Origin of the sequence: Oerskovia flava (genome assembly GCF_026163685.1) — a bacterium.
In the GTDB taxonomy this organism is placed as follows: Bacteria; Actinomycetota; Actinomycetes; order Actinomycetales; family Cellulomonadaceae; genus Oerskovia_A; species Oerskovia_A flava.
The window spans coordinates 150,131-169,159 of sequence record NZ_JAOXSR010000005.1 but is presented as its reverse complement, the minus strand read 5'-3'; the positions used below and the strand labels follow the sequence as shown (position 1 = coordinate 169,159).

At 72.6% G+C, this 19,029-nt stretch carries 19 protein-coding genes and 1 tRNA gene; 17 read left to right on the top strand and 3 right to left on the bottom strand.

Annotation, left to right across the window (positions count from 1 at the left end):
- Window positions 1-14: 14 nt before the first annotated feature.
- Complete coding sequence (locus OHL10_RS10415; protein WP_265522138.1) at window positions 15-1,514, bottom strand: cytochrome ubiquinol oxidase subunit I; 1,500 nt, start codon at window positions 1,512-1,514, stop codon at window positions 15-17.
- Window positions 1,515-2,075: 561 nt separating this feature from the next.
- Here OHL10_RS10415 and OHL10_RS10410 point away from each other — a divergent pair.
- The 3 genes from OHL10_RS10410 to OHL10_RS10400 all read left to right on the top strand — a co-directional run bounded on the left by OHL10_RS10410 (window position 2,076) and on the right by OHL10_RS10400 (window position 6,990).
- Window positions 2,076-5,765 carry an Rne/Rng family ribonuclease gene (locus OHL10_RS10410; protein ID WP_265522137.1) on the top strand — a complete coding sequence of 1,230 codons (3,690 nt, stop codon included), beginning with the start codon at window positions 2,076-2,078 and terminating at the stop codon, window positions 5,763-5,765.
- The gene (locus OHL10_RS10405; protein ID WP_265522136.1) at window positions 5,762-6,367 is read left to right on the top strand and encodes a GNAT family N-acetyltransferase; all 606 of its coding nucleotides are present in this window, start codon (window positions 5,762-5,764) and stop codon (window positions 6,365-6,367) included. Before OHL10_RS10410 ends, OHL10_RS10405 begins: the two co-directional genes overlap by 4 nt.
- 65 nt (window positions 6,368-6,432) lie before the next feature.
- Window positions 6,433-6,990 (top strand): thymidine kinase, encoded by a 558-nt coding sequence (locus OHL10_RS10400; protein ID WP_265522254.1) that lies wholly within the window; start codon window positions 6,433-6,435, stop codon window positions 6,988-6,990.
- On the opposite strand, the gene OHL10_RS10395 is transcribed toward OHL10_RS10400, so the two are convergent.
- The gene (locus OHL10_RS10395; protein WP_265522135.1) at window positions 6,939-7,586 is read right to left on the bottom strand and encodes an NAD(P)H-dependent oxidoreductase; all 648 of its coding nucleotides are present in this window, start codon (window positions 7,584-7,586) and stop codon (window positions 6,939-6,941) included. The two genes, OHL10_RS10400 and OHL10_RS10395, sit on opposite strands and share 52 nt — an antisense overlap.
- A gap of 123 nt (window positions 7,587-7,709) precedes the next feature.
- On the opposite strand from OHL10_RS10395, the gene OHL10_RS10390 reads away from it, so the two are divergent.
- Window positions 7,710-8,321, top strand: coding sequence for a TetR/AcrR family transcriptional regulator C-terminal domain-containing protein (locus tag OHL10_RS10390; RefSeq protein ID WP_265522134.1), 612 nt, complete (start codon window positions 7,710-7,712; stop codon window positions 8,319-8,321).
- Here OHL10_RS10390 and OHL10_RS10385 read toward each other — a convergent pair.
- Complete coding sequence (locus OHL10_RS10385) at window positions 8,251-8,901, bottom strand: protein-L-isoaspartate O-methyltransferase family protein (protein ID WP_265522133.1); 651 nt, start codon at window positions 8,899-8,901, stop codon at window positions 8,251-8,253. The two genes, OHL10_RS10390 and OHL10_RS10385, sit on opposite strands and share 71 nt — an antisense overlap.
- 153 nt (window positions 8,902-9,054) lie before the next feature.
- On the opposite strand from OHL10_RS10385, the gene OHL10_RS10380 reads away from it, so the two are divergent.
- From OHL10_RS10380 to OHL10_RS10320, 13 genes are all read left to right on the top strand, one after another.
- Window positions 9,055-9,261 carry a dodecin family protein gene (locus OHL10_RS10380; RefSeq protein WP_265522132.1) on the top strand — a complete coding sequence of 69 codons (207 nt, stop codon included), beginning with the start codon at window positions 9,055-9,057 and terminating at the stop codon, window positions 9,259-9,261.
- Window positions 9,262-9,455: 194 nt separating this feature from the next.
- On the top strand, window positions 9,456-9,764 hold the full coding sequence (rplU, locus tag OHL10_RS10375; RefSeq protein ID WP_265522253.1) for a 50S ribosomal protein L21: 309 nt from the start codon (window positions 9,456-9,458) through the stop codon (window positions 9,762-9,764).
- A gap of 83 nt (window positions 9,765-9,847) precedes the next feature.
- Entirely contained in the window at window positions 9,848-10,105 is a 258-nt protein-coding gene (gene rpmA / locus OHL10_RS10370) for a 50S ribosomal protein L27 (protein ID WP_265522131.1), read from the top strand.
- 121 nt (window positions 10,106-10,226) lie between these two features.
- Complete coding sequence (gene obgE, locus OHL10_RS10365) at window positions 10,227-11,750, top strand: GTPase ObgE (RefSeq protein WP_265522130.1); 1,524 nt, start codon at window positions 10,227-10,229, stop codon at window positions 11,748-11,750.
- Window positions 11,751-11,843: 93 nt separating this feature from the next.
- A complete protein-coding gene (gene proB / locus OHL10_RS10360) occupies window positions 11,844-12,980 on the top strand; it encodes a glutamate 5-kinase (RefSeq protein WP_265522129.1) in 1,137 nt (378 codons plus the stop codon).
- A gap of 53 nt (window positions 12,981-13,033) precedes the next feature.
- Complete coding sequence (locus OHL10_RS10355; protein ID WP_265522128.1) at window positions 13,034-14,377, top strand: glutamate-5-semialdehyde dehydrogenase; 1,344 nt, start codon at window positions 13,034-13,036, stop codon at window positions 14,375-14,377.
- 197 nt (window positions 14,378-14,574) lie between these two features.
- On the top strand, window positions 14,575-14,730 hold the full coding sequence (locus tag OHL10_RS10350) for a hypothetical protein (protein WP_265522127.1): 156 nt from the start codon (window positions 14,575-14,577) through the stop codon (window positions 14,728-14,730).
- Between the two features lie 23 nt (window positions 14,731-14,753).
- Window positions 14,754-15,359, top strand: a complete 606-nt coding sequence (gene nadD, locus OHL10_RS10345; protein ID WP_265522126.1) for a nicotinate-nucleotide adenylyltransferase — start codon at window positions 14,754-14,756, stop codon at window positions 15,357-15,359.
- The gene (locus OHL10_RS10340; protein ID WP_265522125.1) at window positions 15,352-16,524 is read left to right on the top strand and encodes a hypothetical protein; all 1,173 of its coding nucleotides are present in this window, start codon (window positions 15,352-15,354) and stop codon (window positions 16,522-16,524) included. The genes nadD and OHL10_RS10340 overlap by 8 nt, the downstream gene beginning before the upstream one ends.
- A gap of 25 nt (window positions 16,525-16,549) precedes the next feature.
- Entirely contained in the window at window positions 16,550-17,002 is a 453-nt protein-coding gene (gene rsfS / locus OHL10_RS10335; RefSeq protein ID WP_265522124.1) for a ribosome silencing factor, read from the top strand.
- Window positions 16,999-17,679, top strand: coding sequence for a histidine phosphatase family protein (locus tag OHL10_RS10330; RefSeq protein ID WP_265522123.1), 681 nt, complete (start codon window positions 16,999-17,001; stop codon window positions 17,677-17,679). Before rsfS ends, OHL10_RS10330 begins: the two co-directional genes overlap by 4 nt.
- A gap of 60 nt (window positions 17,680-17,739) precedes the next feature.
- Window positions 17,740-17,812: transfer RNA gene (locus OHL10_RS10325), tRNA-Ala, on the top strand.
- 311 nt (window positions 17,813-18,123) lie between these two features.
- The gene (locus OHL10_RS10320) at window positions 18,124-19,008 is read left to right on the top strand and encodes an alpha/beta fold hydrolase (RefSeq protein WP_265522122.1); all 885 of its coding nucleotides are present in this window, start codon (window positions 18,124-18,126) and stop codon (window positions 19,006-19,008) included.
- Window positions 19,009-19,029: the final 21 nt, after the last annotated feature.

Genomic DNA, 19,029 nt, shown 5'->3' with positions numbered 1-19,029 from the left:
AGCAGGTCGGGGTGTCAGTAGGCGAAGGACAGCGGCCGGTCCGCGTCGTCCTCGTCGTCGGCGCGGGCCTCCGGCGAGTCGTCGTGGACGACCTCGGGGACGCCCTCGACGGCGTAGCGGTGGATGAGCTTGAACCAGACGGCCGCGAGCACCCCGTACAGGAGCGTGAAGGCGATCATCGACACGAGCACGGTCGTGGGGCCCACCACGGTGGAGACGCCTCGCTCGGTGAGCAGCCGCACGGCGTCGACCCCCGTGGGGTTGGGGACGACGACCCAGGGCTGGCGGCCCGTCTCGGTGAAGATCCAGCCGAACGCCGAGGCGAGGAACGGCGTCGGGATCGCGACGAGCGCGACGCGGGAGAACCACACGTTGTCCGTGACCCGGCCCTTGCGCGTGAGCCACAGCGCCATGACCGCCAGCGCCGCGCTGCCGATTCCGAGGCCGATCATCAGGCGGAAGCTCCAGTAGGTCAGCGCGAGGTTCGGCGAGTAGTCGACCGGTTCGCCGGCCGCGGTCAGGTCGCCGTAGCGTTCGGTGTACTCCTCCTGGATGTCGTTGACACCGGGCAGGGGCGCGTTGAAGTCGCTCTTGGCGAGGTAGGACGTGAGCCCGGGGATCTCGAGGATGTGGTGGACGCCCTCGCAGCTGTTCGACAGGTCGCCGATGGTGAGCAGCGAGAACGGTGCGCCGCCCTCCGTCCCGTCGCAGAGCGCCTCGGCCGCGGCCATCTTCATGGGCTGCTGCTCGAACATCAGCTTGGCCTGCCAGTCGCCGCTCGCGGCGATACCCACGCCGGAGACGAGCATCGTGACCATGCCGAGGACGACGGCGGGCCGGTAGACCTCGCGGGCGAGGGTCACGTTCTCGGGGCGCCGGGTCCGTACGAGCCGCACCATCCACCAGGCGCCGATGCCGGCGACGAACGTCCCGGCGGTGAGGAACGCGGCAGCCACGGTGTGCGGGAACGCCGCCAGGACGGTGATGTTGGTGATCACGGCCCAGACGTCGACCATCTCCGCACGGCCCGTCTCGGGGTTGTAGATCGTGCCGACCGGGTGCTGCATCCACGAGTTCGCCGCGAGGATGAAGTACGCCGAGAGGTTCACCGCGATCGCGACGGCCCAGATGCACGCGAGGTGCACCTTCTTGTTGAGCCGGTCCCACCCGAAGATCCACAGGCCCAGGAACGTCGACTCGACGAAGAAGGCCGCGAGGGCCTCCATCGCCAGCGGTGCGCCGAAGACGTCGCCGACGAAGCGCGAGTACTCGCTCCAGTTCATGCCGAACTGGAACTCCTGGACGATCCCGGTCACGACGCCCAGGGCGAAGTTGATGAGGAAGAGCTTGCCGAAGAACTTCGTGAGCTTGAGCCAGCGCTCGTTGCCGGTGCGCACCCACGCCGTCTGCATGATCGCGACGAGGGGCGCGAGCCCGATCGTCAGCGGCACGAAGATGAAGTGGTAGACGGTGGTGATGGCGAACTGCCACCGTGCGAGATCGAGGACGTCCACGAACGCTCCTGAGGGTGAGCCGATGAGGGGGCGTGGCGAAGCCGGGGGCGTGCTGACCCGGCGTCAGGTCCAATGTGCCGCATCCAGGGCCGCTGGGGAACCCAAGACGCCTGTCAGAGCGCGCCTTGTGAGGATCTTCACAAGCGGGACCTAGGTCCCGGCTCCGCGGGCCCGAGGTCCTCGTGGTCACCGGTCGGGACCCTCCCGACCGGGCGTCGAGGGCGGTGCCTGCGGCCCGTCGCGGTGTGCGTGTCGGGTGCCCTCTGGGGGGTCCTTGGTCCGTCTCGTGCGATACTTGCCGCAGCAGGGAGGGAGCCACATCGCCCACCCCACGATTACGTGCTCGCAGCAACCGCGGTCAGCGGCTCGCGGAGCGCCGCCGCCCGGGACGAATGGCCCGGACGGCCTGGCGCCCCCGCCGCCCGCCCTTGCCGCCAGCCGCCACCGACGACTTCCGTCGCGGGGGCGACGCGCTCAGGTGCGCTCGTCCCGAGCGGCGACCGACCGCCCGGCGGTCCGCCCGATGTGGGAGCGGACCTCGGGGTACCAGGAGCACGACGCGTGACGTCCGAGACCACTCCCGCCTCATCCACCGACTCGAGCGGCGCACCCGCCGAGCCGACGACGGCGAAGAAGACCCCCCGCCGGCGGGCCACCCGCAGCGCCGCCGCACCGCGAGCGGCAGCCCCCGAGACCGGGAGCACCGTAGCCGCCACGACCGAGGCCGCCTCGACACCGACCGAGCAGAGCACGCCGACGAGCGCGCCCGCCGAGCCCGCCGAGGCACCCGCCGCGCCGAAGAAGCGCGCCTCACGTCGTGTCACCCGGACCACCGCTACCCCGGCGGCCGACGCCGCACCGGCCGACGGCGCGGACGCTGCCGCGCCCGCCGTGACCACTGACGTCGCGCCGGCCACCCCGCCGACGAAGAAGGCGGCCGCAGCGCCCCTCGACGTGCCCGCCGACGTGCCCGCCGACGTGGCGGAGACCCCGGAGACCGGGACCGGGCGCGCCCGCCGGTCCCGCAGGAGCACGACCCGGTCGGTGCCGGCCGAGTCGTTGGACGTCCTGTCGGAGTTCGGCCTGCGCGCCGGTGCCGACGAGCCGGCCTCCGCGCCCCGTACGGTGACCGTGCCCGACGCCGACACCCTGCTGGGAACGGCCGAGCCCGAGGCCCGCGCACCCCGCCGTCGCAGCGGTCGCCGCGCGAGCGCGGCACCGAACGCGCAGGACGCGGTCGAGCAGGCTGTCCCCGCCGAGCAGGCACCGGCCACCGAGCAGTCGACGGACCCCACGAGCACTCCCGACGAGCCCGCGTCCGACGCACCCGCCGAGACGACGACCCGCCGCCGCAAGGCGTCGGTGACCAAGGCTCCGGCGAAGAAGACCTCCCGGACGAAGAAGGCGCCGGCCGCCGAGGCGCAGGGCACCGAGGTGCCGAGCGCTGACGAGTCGGGTACGGCCGCGTCCGCACCGGCCGCACCGGCCGCAGTGGCGACCGAGGCGGAGGCCCCCGCGGCCGAGGCGCCTGCCGAGAAGGCGCCTGCCCGTCGACGCCGCCGCGCGACGTCGGCCACCACGTCGGCCCCTGCGGTCGAGCAGGACACGGCCGCGAGCGAGAAGTCCGCGAACGAGCCGGCCGAGCCTGCGTCGCAGCAGGAGTCGACCGTCCAGGTGCCGGCGCAGGCGGCCCCCGCCGACGCTGCGCCCGCATCCCGTCCTGCGACGACGGCGCTGCTCTTCCAGGCACCCGACGCCACCGCGGCGCCGCGGCGCTCGCGCCGCGCGCAGTCGCCGGCCGGTCCGCCGAAGACCGTCGAGCCCGAGGCGTCGACGCGAGCCACGGCGCCCGCGCAGAAGAGCACCGCACGATCGGACGACTCCTCCGGCGACACGGCGGCAGACGCCCCCAACCGGGCGCGGGACGCGGTCGCCGCGATCTTCTCCGAGGACGAGCTGGCGGCCATCGAGGCGGTGGAGCGCCTCGAGACGGAGCTCGTCGCGGACGGCGTCGACCTCGCCGACGAGGCCTTCGCCCCGGAGGACTTCGACGAGGACGCCGACGGCGCCGAGGGTCTCGACGACGAGGACGACGGTGAGCCGGGCGGCGCGCCGCGTCGTCGTCGCCGCCGCGGAGGCCGCGGGCGCCGCAACCGCCAGGGTGGCGAGGGCGGCTCCGACGACGACAACAACGGCGGGGACCGTCCGACCGAGCGGTCCGGCGAGGTCGTGGACGGCGACGACGCGACCGCGCCGGAGCCCGGTGCCACCGAGCAGGACGAGTCCGACGACAGCGACGAGGGCGGCGACGGCAGCTCGAGCCGCCGTCGGCGGCGTCGCCGCCGCGGTGGTCGCAGCGAGGGCGGCGAGAGCACGTCGCCGGCGCGTGGACGGTCGTCCCGCGAGCGCACCTCGTCCGACGAGGTCACCGCGCTCAAGGGCTCGACCCGTCTCGAGGCGAAGCGCCAGCGTCGCCGTGAGGGGCGTGACGCCGGTCGCCGCCGTCAGATCATCACCGAGGCCGAGTTCCTCGCCCGCCGGGAGTCCGTCGAACGGTCGATGGTCGTGCGTGAGCGCGGTGGCCGCACGCAGATCGCCGTGCTCGAGGACGGTGTCCTCGTCGAGCACTACGTCTCCCAGCAGTCGCAGGTCTCGATGGCGGGCAACGTCTACCTCGGTCGCGTCCAGAACGTCCTGCCCTCGATGGAAGCCGCGTTCATCGACGTCGGCAAGGGCCGCAACGCGGTCCTCTACGCCGGCGAGGTCAACTGGGACGCCGCAGGGCTCGAGGGCCAGCCGCGCCGCATCGAGCAGGCCCTGAAGTCGGGCGACTCCGTGCTCGTGCAGGTCACCAAGGACCCGATCGGGCACAAGGGCGCGCGCCTCACGTCGCAGGTCACGCTCGCCGGTCGGTACCTGGTCTTCGTGCCCGGTGGCGGGATGACGGGCATCTCCCGCAAGCTGCCGGACACCGAGCGGGCGCGGCTCAAGAAGATCCTCAAGGAGGTCGTGCCCGACGGCGCGGGCGTCATCGTGCGCACCGCGGCCGAGGGTGCGAGCGAGGACGAGCTGCGGGCCGACGTCGAGCGCCTGCGCCACCAGTGGGAGTCGATCACCGAGAAGGCTGCCAAGAGCTCGACGCACGCCCCGGCGCTGCTCCAGGGCGAGCCGGACCTCGCGATCCGGGTCGTGCGCGACATCTTCAACGACGACTTCTCGTCGTTGGTCGTCCAGGGCGACGGCGCGTGGGGCGAGATCTCCTCGTACGTCGAGGAGCTTGCGCCGGACCTGCGCGAACGGGTGAGCCGCTGGACCTCCGAGAAGGACGTCTTCGCCGAGCACCGGGTCGACGAGCAGCTCGCCAAGGGGATGGACCGCAAGGTCTGGCTGCCCTCGGGTGGTTCGCTCGTCATCGACCGGACCGAGGCCATGACGGTCGTCGACGTCAACACCGGCAAGTTCACGGGCACGGGCGGCACGCTCGAGGAGACGGTGACGCGCAACAACCTGGAGGCGGCCGAGGAGATCGTCCGCCAGCTTCGGCTGCGGGACATCGGCGGCATCATCGTCATCGACTTCATCGACATGGTCCTCGAGTCCAACCGTGACCTCGTGCTGCGCCGGCTCGTCGAGTGCCTCGGCCGTGACCGGACGAAGCACCAGGTCGCCGAGGTGACGTCCCTCGGGCTCGTGCAGATGACCCGCAAGCGGGTCGGGCAGGGCCTCGTCGAGGCGTTCAGCGAGACGTGCGACCACTGCAACGGTCGAGGCTTCGTCGTGCACGACGCCCCGATCGAGAAGTCGGGCAGCAGCGCCGGCAACGGTGGTGGCGGTGGCCACCAGGCTGGCGGCCAGCCCGAGGCGGGCGACGGCGACGGGTCGCGGGGACGCGCCCGGCGCAAGCGCGGCGGGGCGAAGGACGCGTCCGCGCCGGCCGCGGCCGTCGTCCCGGTCCTGCCGGAGGTCTCCTCCGAGGCGCGTGAGGCGGTCAAGGCGACGCTCGCGACGATCGCGGCGGCGGCGGCCCACGCGCACGAGCACCCCGAGCACGACGAGCACGGCGAGGCCGAGCAGGCGCACGTCGACCCGGAGCACACCGAGGACCAGGACGCACAGGTCGCCGCCGTACCTGAGCCTGAGCCCGAGCCCGAGGAGGCCGCCGAGCCGGCCAAAGGAGACGCCGAAGGCGCGGACGAGATGGTGGTCGTGGCTGACGCGGTAGAGGGCCAGGACGTCCGCGAGGGCGTGTGACGGTCCAGCACACCGAGGCGACGTCCCCGGGCGTGCCGGTCTACGGAGTCGGGCGACGAGCCCGGCTCCGTGGCTGGCGCCCGCGGGACGTCTCCGCGTACCGGGAGTGGTTGCGCCCCGAGCACGAGTGGCACCGGTGGGACGGTCCGTACTACCCGGTGCCGACGGACGCCGAGGCCGACGCCCACGTCGCCGGGCTCCCCGACTCCACTCGTGGCGACCGCTCGACCGGGCTGCCGCCGGGCCGAGCGGTCGTGGCCGACGTCGACGACCGCCTCGTGGGCACCGTGTCCTGGTACTGGGAGTCCCGCGAGACGTCCTGGGCGCGGATGGGCATCGGCGTCTACGACCCCGCCGTCCGGGGGCACGGGGTCGGGCGTGAGGCGCTCGCGCTGTGGACCACCTACCTGTTCTCCGTGACGGACTGGGTGCGGCTGGACTTCGCGACGTGGTCGGGCAACGGTCCGATGCTCGCGGTCGGTCGTGCGCTGGGCTTCGTCGAGGAGGCCCGGTTCCGCGACGCGCGGGTCGTCGACGGCGTGCGCCACGACGCGGTCGTCATGGGCGTGCTCCGTCGCGAGTGGGAGGCGAGCACGCCGTGAGCCGCCGTGCCGAGACACGGCCCGGCGAGCCGCCCCGCGGGCACGTCGAGGTCATCGCCGGCCCGATGTTCGCCGGGAAGTCCGAGGAGCTGATGCGCCGGGTGCGGCGCGCGCGCATCGCCGGTCGCACGGTCGAGGTCGTGAGCCACACCCTCGACACCCGCCGGGGCGCCGGGCGCGTCTCCTCGCACTCCGGCCTGGACATCCCGTCGCGTGCCGTGACCGACGCGGCCCGGATCGAGGACGTCGTCGGGGCCGACGTCGAGCTCGTCGCGATCGACGAGGCGCAGTTCTTCGGTCCGGGGCTGCTCGACGTCGTGGGCCGGCTCGCCGACCGGGGCTGCGTCGTCGTGGTCGCCGGTCTCGACGTGACCTTCGACGCGCGGCCGTTCGCACCGGTCTCGGAGCTCGGGGCGCTCGCCGAACGGGTGGATCGCCTGACGGCGGTGTGCGGGGTGTGCGGCGCGGACGCCGCGTTCCACGTGCGGCTCGAGGCGCCCGCCGCCGACGCCCTGCGGACGGCGGCGGAGCACGTCGGCGGGGCGGAGTCCTACCAGGCGCGGTGCCGGGTTCACCTCGCGGACGCGCCCTGGCGTCGTGGAACCGGCACCCCCACGGGCTGACGGCTCGACCGGGGGAGCCGGTGCATCCGGCTCTCGAGCGACGCCAGCCACGCGGCGCGCCGTTCGGGGGACACCTGGGCGACCCGGGCGTGGTTCACCCAGCGGACCCGGCGGACCCTGAGCTTGCGGAACACCCCGCGCACGACGGCCTTGTGGACGGTGCTGCCGAACCACCACCGGTAGACCGGTCCCGGTGTGGTCATGGTCGTGACGACCGTGACGCCCCGCAGGTGGTGGAACCGGCCGACGAGCGCCCCGATCGAGTTCTCGGTGTACGTCGTCCCGGGCACGAGGACCTTGTCGAAGAACCCCTTGGTGAGCGCCGGCATGACCTCCCACCACACGGGGAAGACCATCACGACGTGGTCGGCCGCGAAGAGCCGTTCCTGGTACTCGGCGACGAGCGGGTCGAGCGAGCGCTGGTCGCGCCAGGCTCCCAGGTCGTCGCGGCGCATGACCGGGTCGAACCCGTCCACGTCGAGGTCGATGACGTCGACCTCGTGGCCGGCGGCGACCGCGCCGCGTGCGGCGGCGGTGGCCAGAGCGCGGCTGAAGCTGCCCTCGTACGGGTGGTTGACGATGAGCAGGACGCGCACGGCGATCTCCTTAACGGTGTTCAGGTCGGACCACGACAGAGTTGCCGAACATTGTTAAGGTGTCAAGGCCGGGGCGGCGCCGGAGGGTGCTCGCCGAGATCCTCCGACGGACGGGAGCAGGGTGTGGGAGCAGGCACGGCACCACGAGCGGCAGCGCGGCTCGACCGCGAGCGCGTCGTGCGGGGTGCGCTCGCGCTCCTCGACGAGGTCGGCCTCGACGGGCTCACGCTGCGCCGGCTGGCCGACGACCTCGGTGTGAAGGCCCCCGCGCTCTACTGGCACTTCGCGAGCAAGGCCGACCTGCTCGCCGAGATGGCGACGACCATGCTCCGCGACCTCATCGAGGGCGCGGCCTGGGACGAGGCGACCGCGGCGGGCGAGCCCTGGCAGGAGTGCGTGCGCGAGTCCGCGGCGAACGTGCGGGCCATGCTGCTCGGGCGTCGTGACGGGGCGCGGGTGTTCAGCGGGGCGACCGTCTCGGGCGACCGTCTCCGGGAGGCGATCGCGGAACCGCTCGAGATCCTCACCGCGGCGGGGTTCTCGACCGAGGACGCGACCCGGGCGTGGGGGACGCTGCTCAGCTACGTGCTCGGCTTCGCGATCGAGGAGCAGTCGGCCGGTAGTGCACGGGCCGCCGCGGCCGGAGAGGACTCCACGGACCGCTTCACGTTCGGGGTCGACGTGGTCGTCGCCGGTCTGGAGGAGCGCCTGCGTCTCGCGTCGGAGACGTGGTGACGAGCGGCACGAACGAGTACGATCCGTGCTCGCTCGTGCGCACGCCGGCCCGGTCCCGTTCGACGAGGAGCATGGTGTGCCGGACCGGGATCACCATCCGGCCGCCGACGGCGAGCTGCTCCAGGAGCGCCTCGGGCAGCTCCGTCGCGGCGGCGGACACGAGGACCCGGTCGTAGCCGCCGACGACCGGACGCCCCAACGTCCCCTCGTCGGCGAGCTCGATCGCTGCCCACGGCATCCCGGTCGTCGAGAGGTTGGCCGCGCCCCAGCGGGCCAGGTCGCGGTGCCGCTCGAGGCCCAGCACGCTCCCGGTGGGGCCGACGAGGCGGGCGAGCAGCGCCGTCGTCCACCCGGAGCCCGCGCCCACGTCGAGGACGCGGGCGCCCGGAGGTACCGCGAGGAGCCGCAGCATCGCGGCGACCGTCGACGGCTGGGAGCTCGTCTGCTCGTGGCCGATGGCCAGCGGGCGGTCCTCGTGCGCGTGGGGCCGTTGGTCGGGCGGCAGGAACCTGCGCCGGTCGAGCGCGGTCATCGCGCGGGCCACGGCGTCGTCCACGGGTGCGTCCCGGCCCTGCGCCATGGTCGCCTCCGTCCGGTCGTGCTGATGCTGTCTCGATCCTGTCCCGGGCCTACCGCGAGCCTATGTCGAGCGGTGGCGAGGTGCGCCGGGGGCGGGCATGCTCGTCTGTGTGCGTCCGCAACGGGGCGGTCGCACGTCAACGTGGAGGTCGACATGAGCGGGACGGTCGCACGGATCACGAACATCAGCGCGCGCTCCGAGACGAGCTTCGAGGACGCCGTGCGCATCGGGGTCGAGCGGGCGAGCTCGACGCTGCGCAACGTGAGCGGCGCCTGGGTCAAGGACCAGAAGGTCGAGGTGCGTGACGGGCACATCGTCGCGTGGCAGGTCGCGCTCGAGGTCACGTTCGTCCTCGACTGAGCCGCTGCGCGAGCCACGAGCCCTGTTTGACCTGCGGCCCCGCAGTCCGTAACCTTGAGCGTCGGTGCGCTTGGATGCGCGCTGATCCCGTGTGCCCATGGACTGGTCGCACTCGCACGCTGCGGCGTACCGAGTACCCCCAAGACGGTCAGCCATGACGAGCACGCCGCAGACTAAGAGAGATGAGCAACAACGTGGTGTACGCGATCGTCAAGGCCGGTGGCCGCCAGGAGAAGGTGTCCGTCGGCGATATCGTCGTCGTCGACCGTCTGTCGGCTGACGCCGGCCAGTCCGTCGAGCTGCCCGCTCTCCTGCTGGTGGACGGGGAGAAGGTGACCACCGACGCGGCGAAGCTCGCGAAGGTCAAGGTCACCGCCGAGGTCGTCCGGGACGAGAAGGGTCCGAAGATCACGATCCTCAAGTTCAAGAACAAGACCGGCTACCGCAAGCGCCAGGGTCACCGTCAGAAGCTGACCCGCCTGAAGGTCACCGGCATCAAGTGACTCCCTCGACGGTCTCCCGGTTCCGGTGAGCGCCGTCGCAGCTGGACCCCCCCGTACTTCCTCAGCACGAAAGCAGGTTCGACATGGCACACAAGAAGGGCGCGAGCTCCTCGCGCAACGGTCGTGACTCCAACGCCCAGCGCCTCGGTGTGAAGCGCTTCGGCGGCCAGGTCGTGGGCGCCGGCGAGATCATCGTCCGCCAGCGCGGCACGCACTTCCACCCGGGCAACAACGTCGGTCGCGGTGGCGACGACACCCTGTTCGCCCTGACGGCCGGTGCCGTCCAGTTCGGCACGCGCCGAGGCCGCAAGGTCATCGACATCGTCGCCGCCGAGGCCTGAGCCTCACACGCACAGCTTGACCGGGAGGGGCGCACCGACGCGGTGCGCCCCTCCCGCTGTCTACGGCTCGGGGTCCCGTCCGCGGCGAACCCCGAGAGCAGCACCTTCGAGAGGATCAACCATGGCCACGTTCGTCGATCGAGTCGTCCTGCACGCCTCCGGCGGGGACGGTGGCAACGGTTGTGCCTCCATCCGCCGGGAGAAGTTCAAGCCCCTCGCGGGCCCCGACGGCGGCAACGGGGGTGACGGGGGCACCGTCAAGCTCGTCGTCGACCCCCAGACGACCACGCTGCTCGAGTACCACCACTCGCCCCACCGCCACGCGGCGTCGGGCAGCCAGGGCATGGGTGACGACCGGGACGGCGCCGCCGGCGGCGACCTGGTCCTCACGGTGCCCGACGGCACCGTCGTCAAGGACCCCGACGGCACCATCCTGGCCGACCTCGTCGGCGCCGGGGCCGAGTACGTCATCGCGGCCGGTGGCCGCGGCGGGCTCGGCAACGCCGCGCTGTCCTCCAAGCGTCGCAAGGCCCCCGGGTTCGCGCTGCTCGGCGAGCCGGGCGAGGAGGCCGAGGTCGTCCTCGAGCTGAAGACGATCGCGGACGTCGCGCTCGTCGGCTACCCGAGCGCGGGCAAGTCCTCGCTCGTCGCCTCGATCTCCGCGGCGCGGCCGAAGATCGCCGACTACCCGTTCACGACGCTCGTGCCGAACCTCGGTGTCGTGCAGGCCGGGTCGGCCCGGTTCACGGTGGCCGACGTCCCGGGGCTCATCCCCGGCGCGAGCGAGGGCAAGGGTCTCGGCCTCGAGTTCCTGCGCCACATCGAGCGCACGGCCGTGATCGTGCACGTGCTGGACTGCGCGACGCTCGAGCCCGGGCGCGACCCGATCAGCGACCTCGACATCATCGAGGCCGAGCTCGCCGCCTACTCCGGTGACCTGACGATCGAGGGCGGTCGCCTGCCGCTGACCGAGCGGCCCCGGCTCGTGGTGCTCAACAAGGTCGACGTCCCCGAGGCGCGGGAGCTCGCCGAGATGGTGCGTCCGGAGCTCGAGGCACGCGGCCTGCAGGTCTTCGAGATCTCCGCGGCGAGCCACGAGGGTCTGCGTCCGTTGACGTTCGCGCTGGCCGAGATGGTGGAGAGGTCGCGCCGCGAGGCGCCCGCTCCCGAGCCGACGCGGGTCGTGCTGCGGCCGCGCGCCGTCGACGACGCGGGGTTCACCGTCGAGCGCAAGAAGTCGGGCGAGGGCGGGTACTACTTCCAGGTCCGCGGTTCCAAGCCCGAGCGCTGGGTCCGCCAGACGGACTTCTCGAACGACGAGGCCGTGGGCTACCTCGCGGACCGGCTCGCACGCCTCGGTGTCGAGGAGCGCCTGTTCAAGACGGGTGCGGTGGCCGGTGACGAGGTGCGCATCGGGACCGACAAGAACGCGGTCGTCTTCGACTGGGAGCCCACGCTCCTGACCGGCTCGGAGCTGCTGGGCGGCCCCCGCGGCACGGACCTGCGGCTCGACGAGAGCCAGCGTCCGACGCGCTCGGACAAGCGCCGGGAGTACACCGAGCGCATGGACGCCAAGGCCGAGGCGCGCGCCGAGCTCTGGACCGAGCGCAAGGCCGGCACGTGGACGGACCCGAACGAGGACTGATCACCGGACGGACCGGGGCCGCCATGCAGGTGGTCCCGGTCTGACAGGTGAAATCGGGAGCGCACGCGCGGCGTCGACCGCCATGATGGTGCGGTGAACCCGCTCGCCGACCGCTCCCAGCTCCCGACCGCCCATCGTGTGGTCGTCAAGATCGGCTCCTCGTCCCTCACCGGCCCCGACGGCCACCTCGCGCTGGACGCCCTGCGCGCGCTGGCCGACGTCATCGCGGCACGGCACGCCGCGGGTGGCCAGGTGGTGCTGGTGACGTCCGGGGCCATCGCGGCGGGCATCGGCCCGCTGGGCCTCAGCGCACGGCCCCGCGACCTCGCGACCGCGCAGGCGACGGCGTCGATCGGGCAGGGGATGCTCGTCGCGCGCTACACCGAGGCGTTCGCGCGGTACGGCATCCGCGTCGGCCAGGTGCTCCTCACCGCCGAGGACACGGTGCGGCGCGGGCACTACCGCAACGCCCAGCGCTCGCTCGAGCGCCTGCTCGACCTCGGGGTGGTGCCCCTGGTCAACGAGAACGACGCGGTCGCGACCGACGAGCTGCGCTTCGGCGACAACGACCGGCTCGCCGCCCTGGTCTCCCACCTCGTGCGGGCCGACGCGATGGTCCTGCTCACCGACGTCGACGGTCTCTACGACGGGCCCCCGTCCCGTCCCGGCACGCGGCAGATCCGCGAGGTCCGGTCCCCGGCCGACATCGAGGGCATCGAGGTGACCGGGCGGGGGAGCGCCGTCGGCACGGGCGGCATGCTCACCAAGCTCGAGTCGGTGTCGATCGCGACGGCCTCGGGCATCCCGGTCGTGCTGACGAAGGCGGGCCACGCCGCGGGGGCGCTCGCCGGCGAGCCCGTCGGCACCTGGTTCGCCGCGACCGGCAAGCGCACCTCGCGTCGTCGGCTGTGGCTGGCGCACGCCGCCCGGACCCGGGGCCGGCTGGTGCTCGACGACGGCGCGGTCGCCGCGGTCCTGGGCGGCCGGGCCTCGCTCCTCCCGGCCGGGATCACCGCCGTCGAGGGGGACTTCGAGGCGGGGGACCCGGTCGAGCTCGTGGGGACCGACGGTCGGGTCGTGGCCCGCGGCCTCGTGGCGTTCGACGCGTCGGAGGTGCCCGGTCTCCTCGGGCGCTCGACGCACGACCTGCGCGACGAGCTCGGGGAGGGGTACGACCGCGAGGTCGTGCACCGCGACGACCTCGTGCTCGTACGGCGTCGGACCCGGTAGACGCCTGGCGGACGCCCGTTCACGATCCGCGGCGGCGCGGTTAGGCTGGCGAGATGACTCTCACACCTGACCGGACGACTGCTGCGGGGACGAGCGCGACGGGGACGTCGCCGGCGCCCGCGCCCACGTCCGCGGACGTCTCCGAGCAGGTCCGGGAGACCGCGCGCCGAGCGAAGGTGGCCTCCCGCGTGCTGGCCACCGCGACGCGCGCGACGAAGGACGCGGCCCTGCACGCCCTCGCGGACGCGCTCGTCGCGGCGAGCGCGGAGATCGTCGCGGCCAACGCCGTCGACGTCGAGCGTGGCCGGGCGGCCGGCACCTCCGCCGGGCTCCTCGACCGCCTCACCCTGACGCCTGAGCGGATCGGCGTCATCGCCGACGCCCTGCGCGAGCTGGCCGCGCTGCCCGACCCGGTCGGTGAGGTCGTGCGCGGCTCGACCCTCCCGAACGGGCTGCGGATGCGGCAGCTGCGCGTGCCCATGGGCGTCGTCGGAATGATCTACGAGGCCCGGCCCAACGTGACGGTGGACGCCGCAGGCCTCGCGCTCAAGAGCGGCAACGCCGTGATCCTGCGCGGCGGGTCGGCCGCGGCGAGCTCCAACGAGGTCATCGTGGCCGTGCTCGCCCGCGCGCTCGAGGCCCAGGGGCTGCCTGCGGACCTGGTCCAGTCGATCGACCGTCACGGCCGGCCGGGGGCGGTCGCGCTGATGCACGCCCGGGGCCTGGTCGACGTGCTCGTCCCGCGGGGTGGTGCCGACCTCATCCGGACCGTCCTGCAGGAGTCGACGGTGCCCGTGATCGAGACGGGTGTGGGCAACTGCCACGTCTACGTCGACGCCTCCGCCGACCCGACGATGGCGCTCGAGATCCTGCTCAACGCCAAGACGCAGCGCGTGGGGGTGTGCAACGCCGCGGAGACGCTGCTCGTGCACGCCGACGCCGCGGACGGCTTCCTCCCGGACGCGCTCGCGGCCCTCGCGCGCGCGGGCGTCGTCGTGCACGGCGACGCCCGGACCGCGGACCTCGCACCGGCCGACCTCGAGGTGCTGCCCGCCACGGACGAGGACTGGGCCACCGAGTACCTGGCCGCGGAGATCGCGGTGCGCGTGGTACCCGACCTCGACGAGGCGCTCGAGCACATCCGCACCTGGACCTCGGGGCACACGGAGGCGATCGTCACGCGCGACCTGGTCTCCTCGGAGCGGTTCGTCGCGGAGCTCGACTCGGCGGCGATCATGGTCAACGCGTCGACCCGTTTCACCGACGGCGGCCAGCTCGGCCTCGGCGCCGAGATCGGCATCTCGACGCAGAAGCTCCACGCCCGTGGGCCGATGGGCCTCGGTGAGCTGACGACGACCAAGTGGGTCGTGCACGGGGACGGTCACGTCCGTCCGTGACACGGGTCGTCGGCCGACGGGAACCGTCACCCGGAACCGTCGCCCGGAACATCACCGTGCGGCGCGGATCGACTGATCGCCTATACCAGAAATACCTGAGACTTGCCGGACCAGGCTTCCAACGGTTCGTGAGAGACTAGTCGGCGACCGGCCCCCGCCGGTCGTCAGGAGAAGAGCCGATCGTCTAGGAGGACGTCGTGGTTGCAGCCGTCGTGCAGGCCGCTCAAGAAGGTGCCGAGGCCGCTGCGCACCTGCCGATCTCACCCGTCGCGTTCGGGCTGCTCGGGTTCGGTGGGCTCGTGGCCATGCTGCTCGTGACGTACGCCTTCCGCAGCGTCGGCACCCGGCACTGACGACCGCCGGGACCACGCAACCGATGTCGTCGAGCACGCCTCGCCTCGGGGTGATGGGCGGGACGTTCGACCCCATCCACCACGGGCACCTGGTGGCGGCGAGCGAGGCCGCTGCGCGGTTCGACCTCGACGAGGTCGTGTTCGTCCCGACGGGCAAACCGAGCTTCAAGCAGCACACGCACGTCACGCCGCCAGAGCACCGGTACCTCATGACGGTGATCGCGACGGCGTCCAACCCCCGCTTCACGGTGAGCCGCGTCGACATCGACCGGCCCGGCCTGACCTACACGGTCGACACGTTGCGCGACCTGCGCCGGTTGCGACCCGAGGCCGAGCTCTTCTTCATCACCGGCGCGGACGCGATCGAGCAGATCCTGACCTGGAAGGATGCTGACGAGCTGTGGAAGATGGCACACTTCGTGGCAGTCTCCCGTCCGGAGCACCAGCTGAACGTCGACGTCCTACCGCCAGGTGCCGTGAGCACGCTCGAGGTCCCGGCGCTCGCGATCTCCTCGACCGACTGCCGCCGCCGTGCGGAAGCCGGTCAGCCGGTCTGGTACCTGGTGCCGGACGGCGTCGTCCAGTACATCGCCAAGCACGGTCTGTATCGAGGTCAGCAGGATGAGTGATCAGCAGGGGAGCAACATGCATCCCGTCCGTCCGTTGACGCGGCGCGAGATCCGCGAGCGCGAGGCGGCGGCCGCTGCCCAGCGGGCGGCCCAGGAGGGCGGCGTCCCGACCGGCCCGGCCGGTCCCGGCCCGTCCACGGGTGGTGGCGCCTACGGCGCGGCGCAGCCCAGCCCCGCGCCGAGCGGCCCGCCGCCCTCGCGGCGCACGCTGCGCGAGTCCGCGCCGTCCGCGTCTCCCGGGTACCCGAGCGGTTCCACCGGTTCCGTCGTCCGCCCGCCCGCCGCGTCGGGCGGGATGCGCCGGCTCGACGAGACCGGTCGCCTGACCCCGATCCAGGAGACGGCCGAGCGCGTCGCCATCCGCCCGCCCGCACCGGGCGGGTCAGCCGCTCCGGTGCGCCAGAGCGCACGTCCGGCCCCCTCGCCCGCGTCCTCGCAGTACGGTCAGCGACCCGCTGCGGCCCCACCCGAGCAGCCGCGCGTCCGCCAGGCACCGCCGCAGGCTCCGCCCCCCGGCGCGGCAGGTGGTGTGCCGCTTTCTCGCACGGCCTCCGCACCCACGGGCTTCCCTCCGACGAGCCCGCCGGACGCGCCCTCGGGCCAGGCGCCGCAGGGCGCGCAGCGCTCGTCGGCCTTCGCCGCGACGTCCGCGCAGCGGACGTCCACCCAGCAGACGTCCACCCAGCAGACGACGGCCTGGCAGGCCGCACCCCAGGCATCGACGGCGCCTTCGCCGGCCGAGGTCACCTCACCGTGGTCCACCGGCCCCTCCCGCTCGCCGAGCCAGGCGCCTGAGCCCGCGCCCGCCCCGGCCGACCTGCCATGGGCGTCCATCACGACCGGCGCCGGCGCGGCGCCCGCGCCGGCGCGCGAGCAGCGTCCCACCGGCCCGGCGCCCGCGGGCCCCCCGGCGGACAGCCTCTTCCCGAGCGTTCGCGGTGCCCAGGACGACGGCTACGACGACGAGGACGACTACGACGACGAACCGCCGAACCACGCCTACACGTGGTTGCACTACCTGATCCTCGTCGCGGTCGCGTTCGTGCTCGGACTTCTCATCTGGGAGCTCGTCCTGCGGGAGGACCCCACCTACGCGCTCGGACCGGTCCAGGCCGTCCTCGCATCTTCCGGCCTCGCGGCCGGACCACCCGATCTCGGCCGTTGAGGCAGGGACGAACGAACGGAGTGTCGTGACCGCTACGCAACAGGCTGTCGATCTGGCCGTGATCGCGGCTCGCGCCGCCTCGGACCGCAAGGCCGAGGAGATCATCGCGCTCGACGTCAGCGAGCAGCTCGTCCTCACCGACGTGTTCCTCATCGCTTCGGGGACCAACGAACGCCAGGTCTCCGCGATCGTGGACGCCGTCGAGGAGGAGCTCCACAAGGTCGGTGCCAAGCCGATTCGCCGAGAGGGCAAGGCGGAGGCGCGGTGGGTCCTGCTCGACTTCGGCGACATCGTCGTCCATGTCCAGCACGCCGAGGACCGCGTCTACTACGCCCTCGAGCGGCTCTGGAAGGACTGCCCGCTCATCGAGCTGCCCGAGGACGCGCGCGGTGGCTCCGGTGCGGTGGACGACTCCGACGGCCAGCCCGCCACGGGCGACGACGGTGCCATCCACCTCTCGCAGGACCCCACCGCGTGAGCGCTGGCACCATCGTCCTGCTGCGGCACGGGCGCACGGCGTACAACGCCGCGATGCGGCTGCAGGGCCAGGTCGACATCCCGCTGGACGGTGTGGGGGAGTGGCAGGCCGAGCAAGGGGCGAACGCCCTGCGCAGCGCGCACCGCCCGGCGCGCATCGTCGCCTCGGACCTCTCCCGTGCGCACGCGACGGCGGCGTACTACGCCCGTGCCACGGGCGTCGACGTCGTCCCGGACGCCCGGCTGCGCGAGCGCGGCTTCGGCGAGTGGGAGGGCCTGACAGGCGCCGAGCTTGCCGAGCGCTGGCCCGAGGAGTACGCCGCGTGGCGTCGCGGCGAGGAGCCGACCCGGGCCGGGGCGGAGCTCAAGGTCGACGTCGCGGCCCGTATGGTCGAGGCCGTCACCGAGCACGCGCAGGAGCTGGGCACGGACGACACGCTCGTCGTCGTCTCGCACGGTGCCGCGATCACGCTCGCCATCACGGCGCTCCTGGGTCTCGACCCGGCGCGCTGGCGCGGGATCTCCGGTCTGCACAATGTCCACTGGTCGCACCTGCACCGCTCGGGACCCTCCGCGGAGCCGGCGTGGCGGGTGGTCGCGCACAACGTGGGCGCCGGGTTCCCGCTCGACGAGTGGAACGCCGGACCGGATTGGAACTTGGAGCCGGTTTCTGCGTAGACTAGCGACGCTCCGCAGGGCGGGAAACCGCCCGGGGAGCGTGGACCAGCAATGGTTCGCGGGGCTGTGGCGCAGCTGGTAGCGCACCTGCATGGCATGCAGGGGGTCAGGGGTTCGAGTCCCCTCAGCTCCACCCATGTGATGACGCAGGACATCGTTGAGAGATGTCTCACGTCATCGTTTCTCTCTGAGAGCCCGGCCATCGGCCGGGCTCTCGTTCGTTGTTGCGTCAGTAGGTGCGGGTGGGGTCGACGGTGTTGTCGCCAGGATGTGACCGGTGGCGTGGTCGAGCCTCGCGATCGAGACCCGGCTGCCCGGGTCACGGTGCGGCCTGTGGTGCCTGGGGGAGATCGCCGGCCGGCAGCACTCGGTCCGTGCCGTCCTTGCTGAGCGTCGCGAGCTCTCGACCGGAACACGCCGAACACGACCGTCGTTACGACGAGCATGGTGACTCGTCGAGACAGCTCGTTCCGCCATCGAGAGATCCGTGTCGGGGCACAGCGCTGGCATCTGGTAGAGGCCGGACCGCAGGATGGCAGACCGACGATCGTGCTCGCGGCAGGCTTTCCGCAGAGCTGGTATGCGTGGCGGCGGGTGATGCCCCTTCTTGCCGAGCGGCACAGGGTGATCGCCATCGATCTGCCGGGGCAGGGCGACTCCGGCCCCTCCTCGGCCGGCTATGACAGCTGGGCGACGGCGGGGATCGTCGGTGACCTGCTCGATGATCTCAGGGTCGAGCGGACGGTCTTTGCCGGCCACGATGTCGGAGCCTGGGTCGGCTTCTCTGCTGCCTACCGTCTTGGCGACCGCCTCGCCGGGGTCGCGTTGCTCGACGGCAACATCGCAGGCGTGAACTTGAGCCTGGACGATACCGGCGGCTATGGAGGCTGGCACTTCATCTTCCAGCGCGTCCCTGAGCTGCCCGAGCTGCTCTTCACCGGGCACGAACGCGAGATCGTGCTGTGGTTCCTCCAGCGCAGCGCGCTGAACTGGCGAGCCACCTTCTCCGATGCGGACATCGATGAGTACGTCCGAAGCTACTCCCGCCCCACGTCGCTACGCGGCATGCTGGAGTACTACCGGGCGGTGCCGGAGAACGCTGCCCGCAACCGCGAGCTCTCCACAGCCCGGATCCCGATTCCCGTCCTTGCCGTTGTCGGCGCGGCCTCGGGATCACATGAGCTTCCGCACGGGCTGGAACCGATCGCCTCCGACCTCACGACGGTAAGCCTCGACGGTGCCGGCCACTATGTTGCCGAGGAGGAGCCCGAGTTGGTCGCCGACGCATTGGACGGCTTCGCCGTGCGGGCAGTCAGCGGACAGATCTGAGCCCGCTCTCACAGGCGTGGG

Excerpts from the sequence above, each read along its gene's own strand:
- OHL10_RS10400 (WP_265522254.1), top strand. The coding sequence starts at position 6,433 with ATGTTCGCCGGGAAGTCCGAGGAGCTGATGCGCCGGGTGCGGCGCGCG.
- rpmA (WP_265522131.1), top strand. The coding sequence starts at position 9,848 with ATGGCACACAAGAAGGGCGCGAGCTCCTCGCGCAACGGTCGTGACTCC.
- OHL10_RS10385 (WP_265522133.1), bottom strand. The coding sequence starts at position 8,901 with ATGGCGCAGGGCCGGGACGCACCCGTGGACGACGCCGTGGCCCGCGCG.
- obgE (WP_265522130.1), top strand. The coding sequence starts at position 10,227 with ATGGCCACGTTCGTCGATCGAGTCGTCCTGCACGCCTCCGGCGGGGAC.
- OHL10_RS10380 (WP_265522132.1), top strand. The coding sequence starts at position 9,055 with ATGAGCGGGACGGTCGCACGGATCACGAACATCAGCGCGCGCTCCGAG.
- nadD (WP_265522126.1), top strand. The coding sequence starts at position 14,754 with ATGTCGTCGAGCACGCCTCGCCTCGGGGTGATGGGCGGGACGTTCGAC.
- OHL10_RS10355 (WP_265522128.1), top strand. The coding sequence starts at position 13,034 with ATGACTCTCACACCTGACCGGACGACTGCTGCGGGGACGAGCGCGACG.
- OHL10_RS10340 (WP_265522125.1), top strand. The coding sequence starts at position 15,352 with ATGAGTGATCAGCAGGGGAGCAACATGCATCCCGTCCGTCCGTTGACG.
- OHL10_RS10320 (WP_265522122.1), top strand. The coding sequence starts at position 18,124 with ATGGTGACTCGTCGAGACAGCTCGTTCCGCCATCGAGAGATCCGTGTC.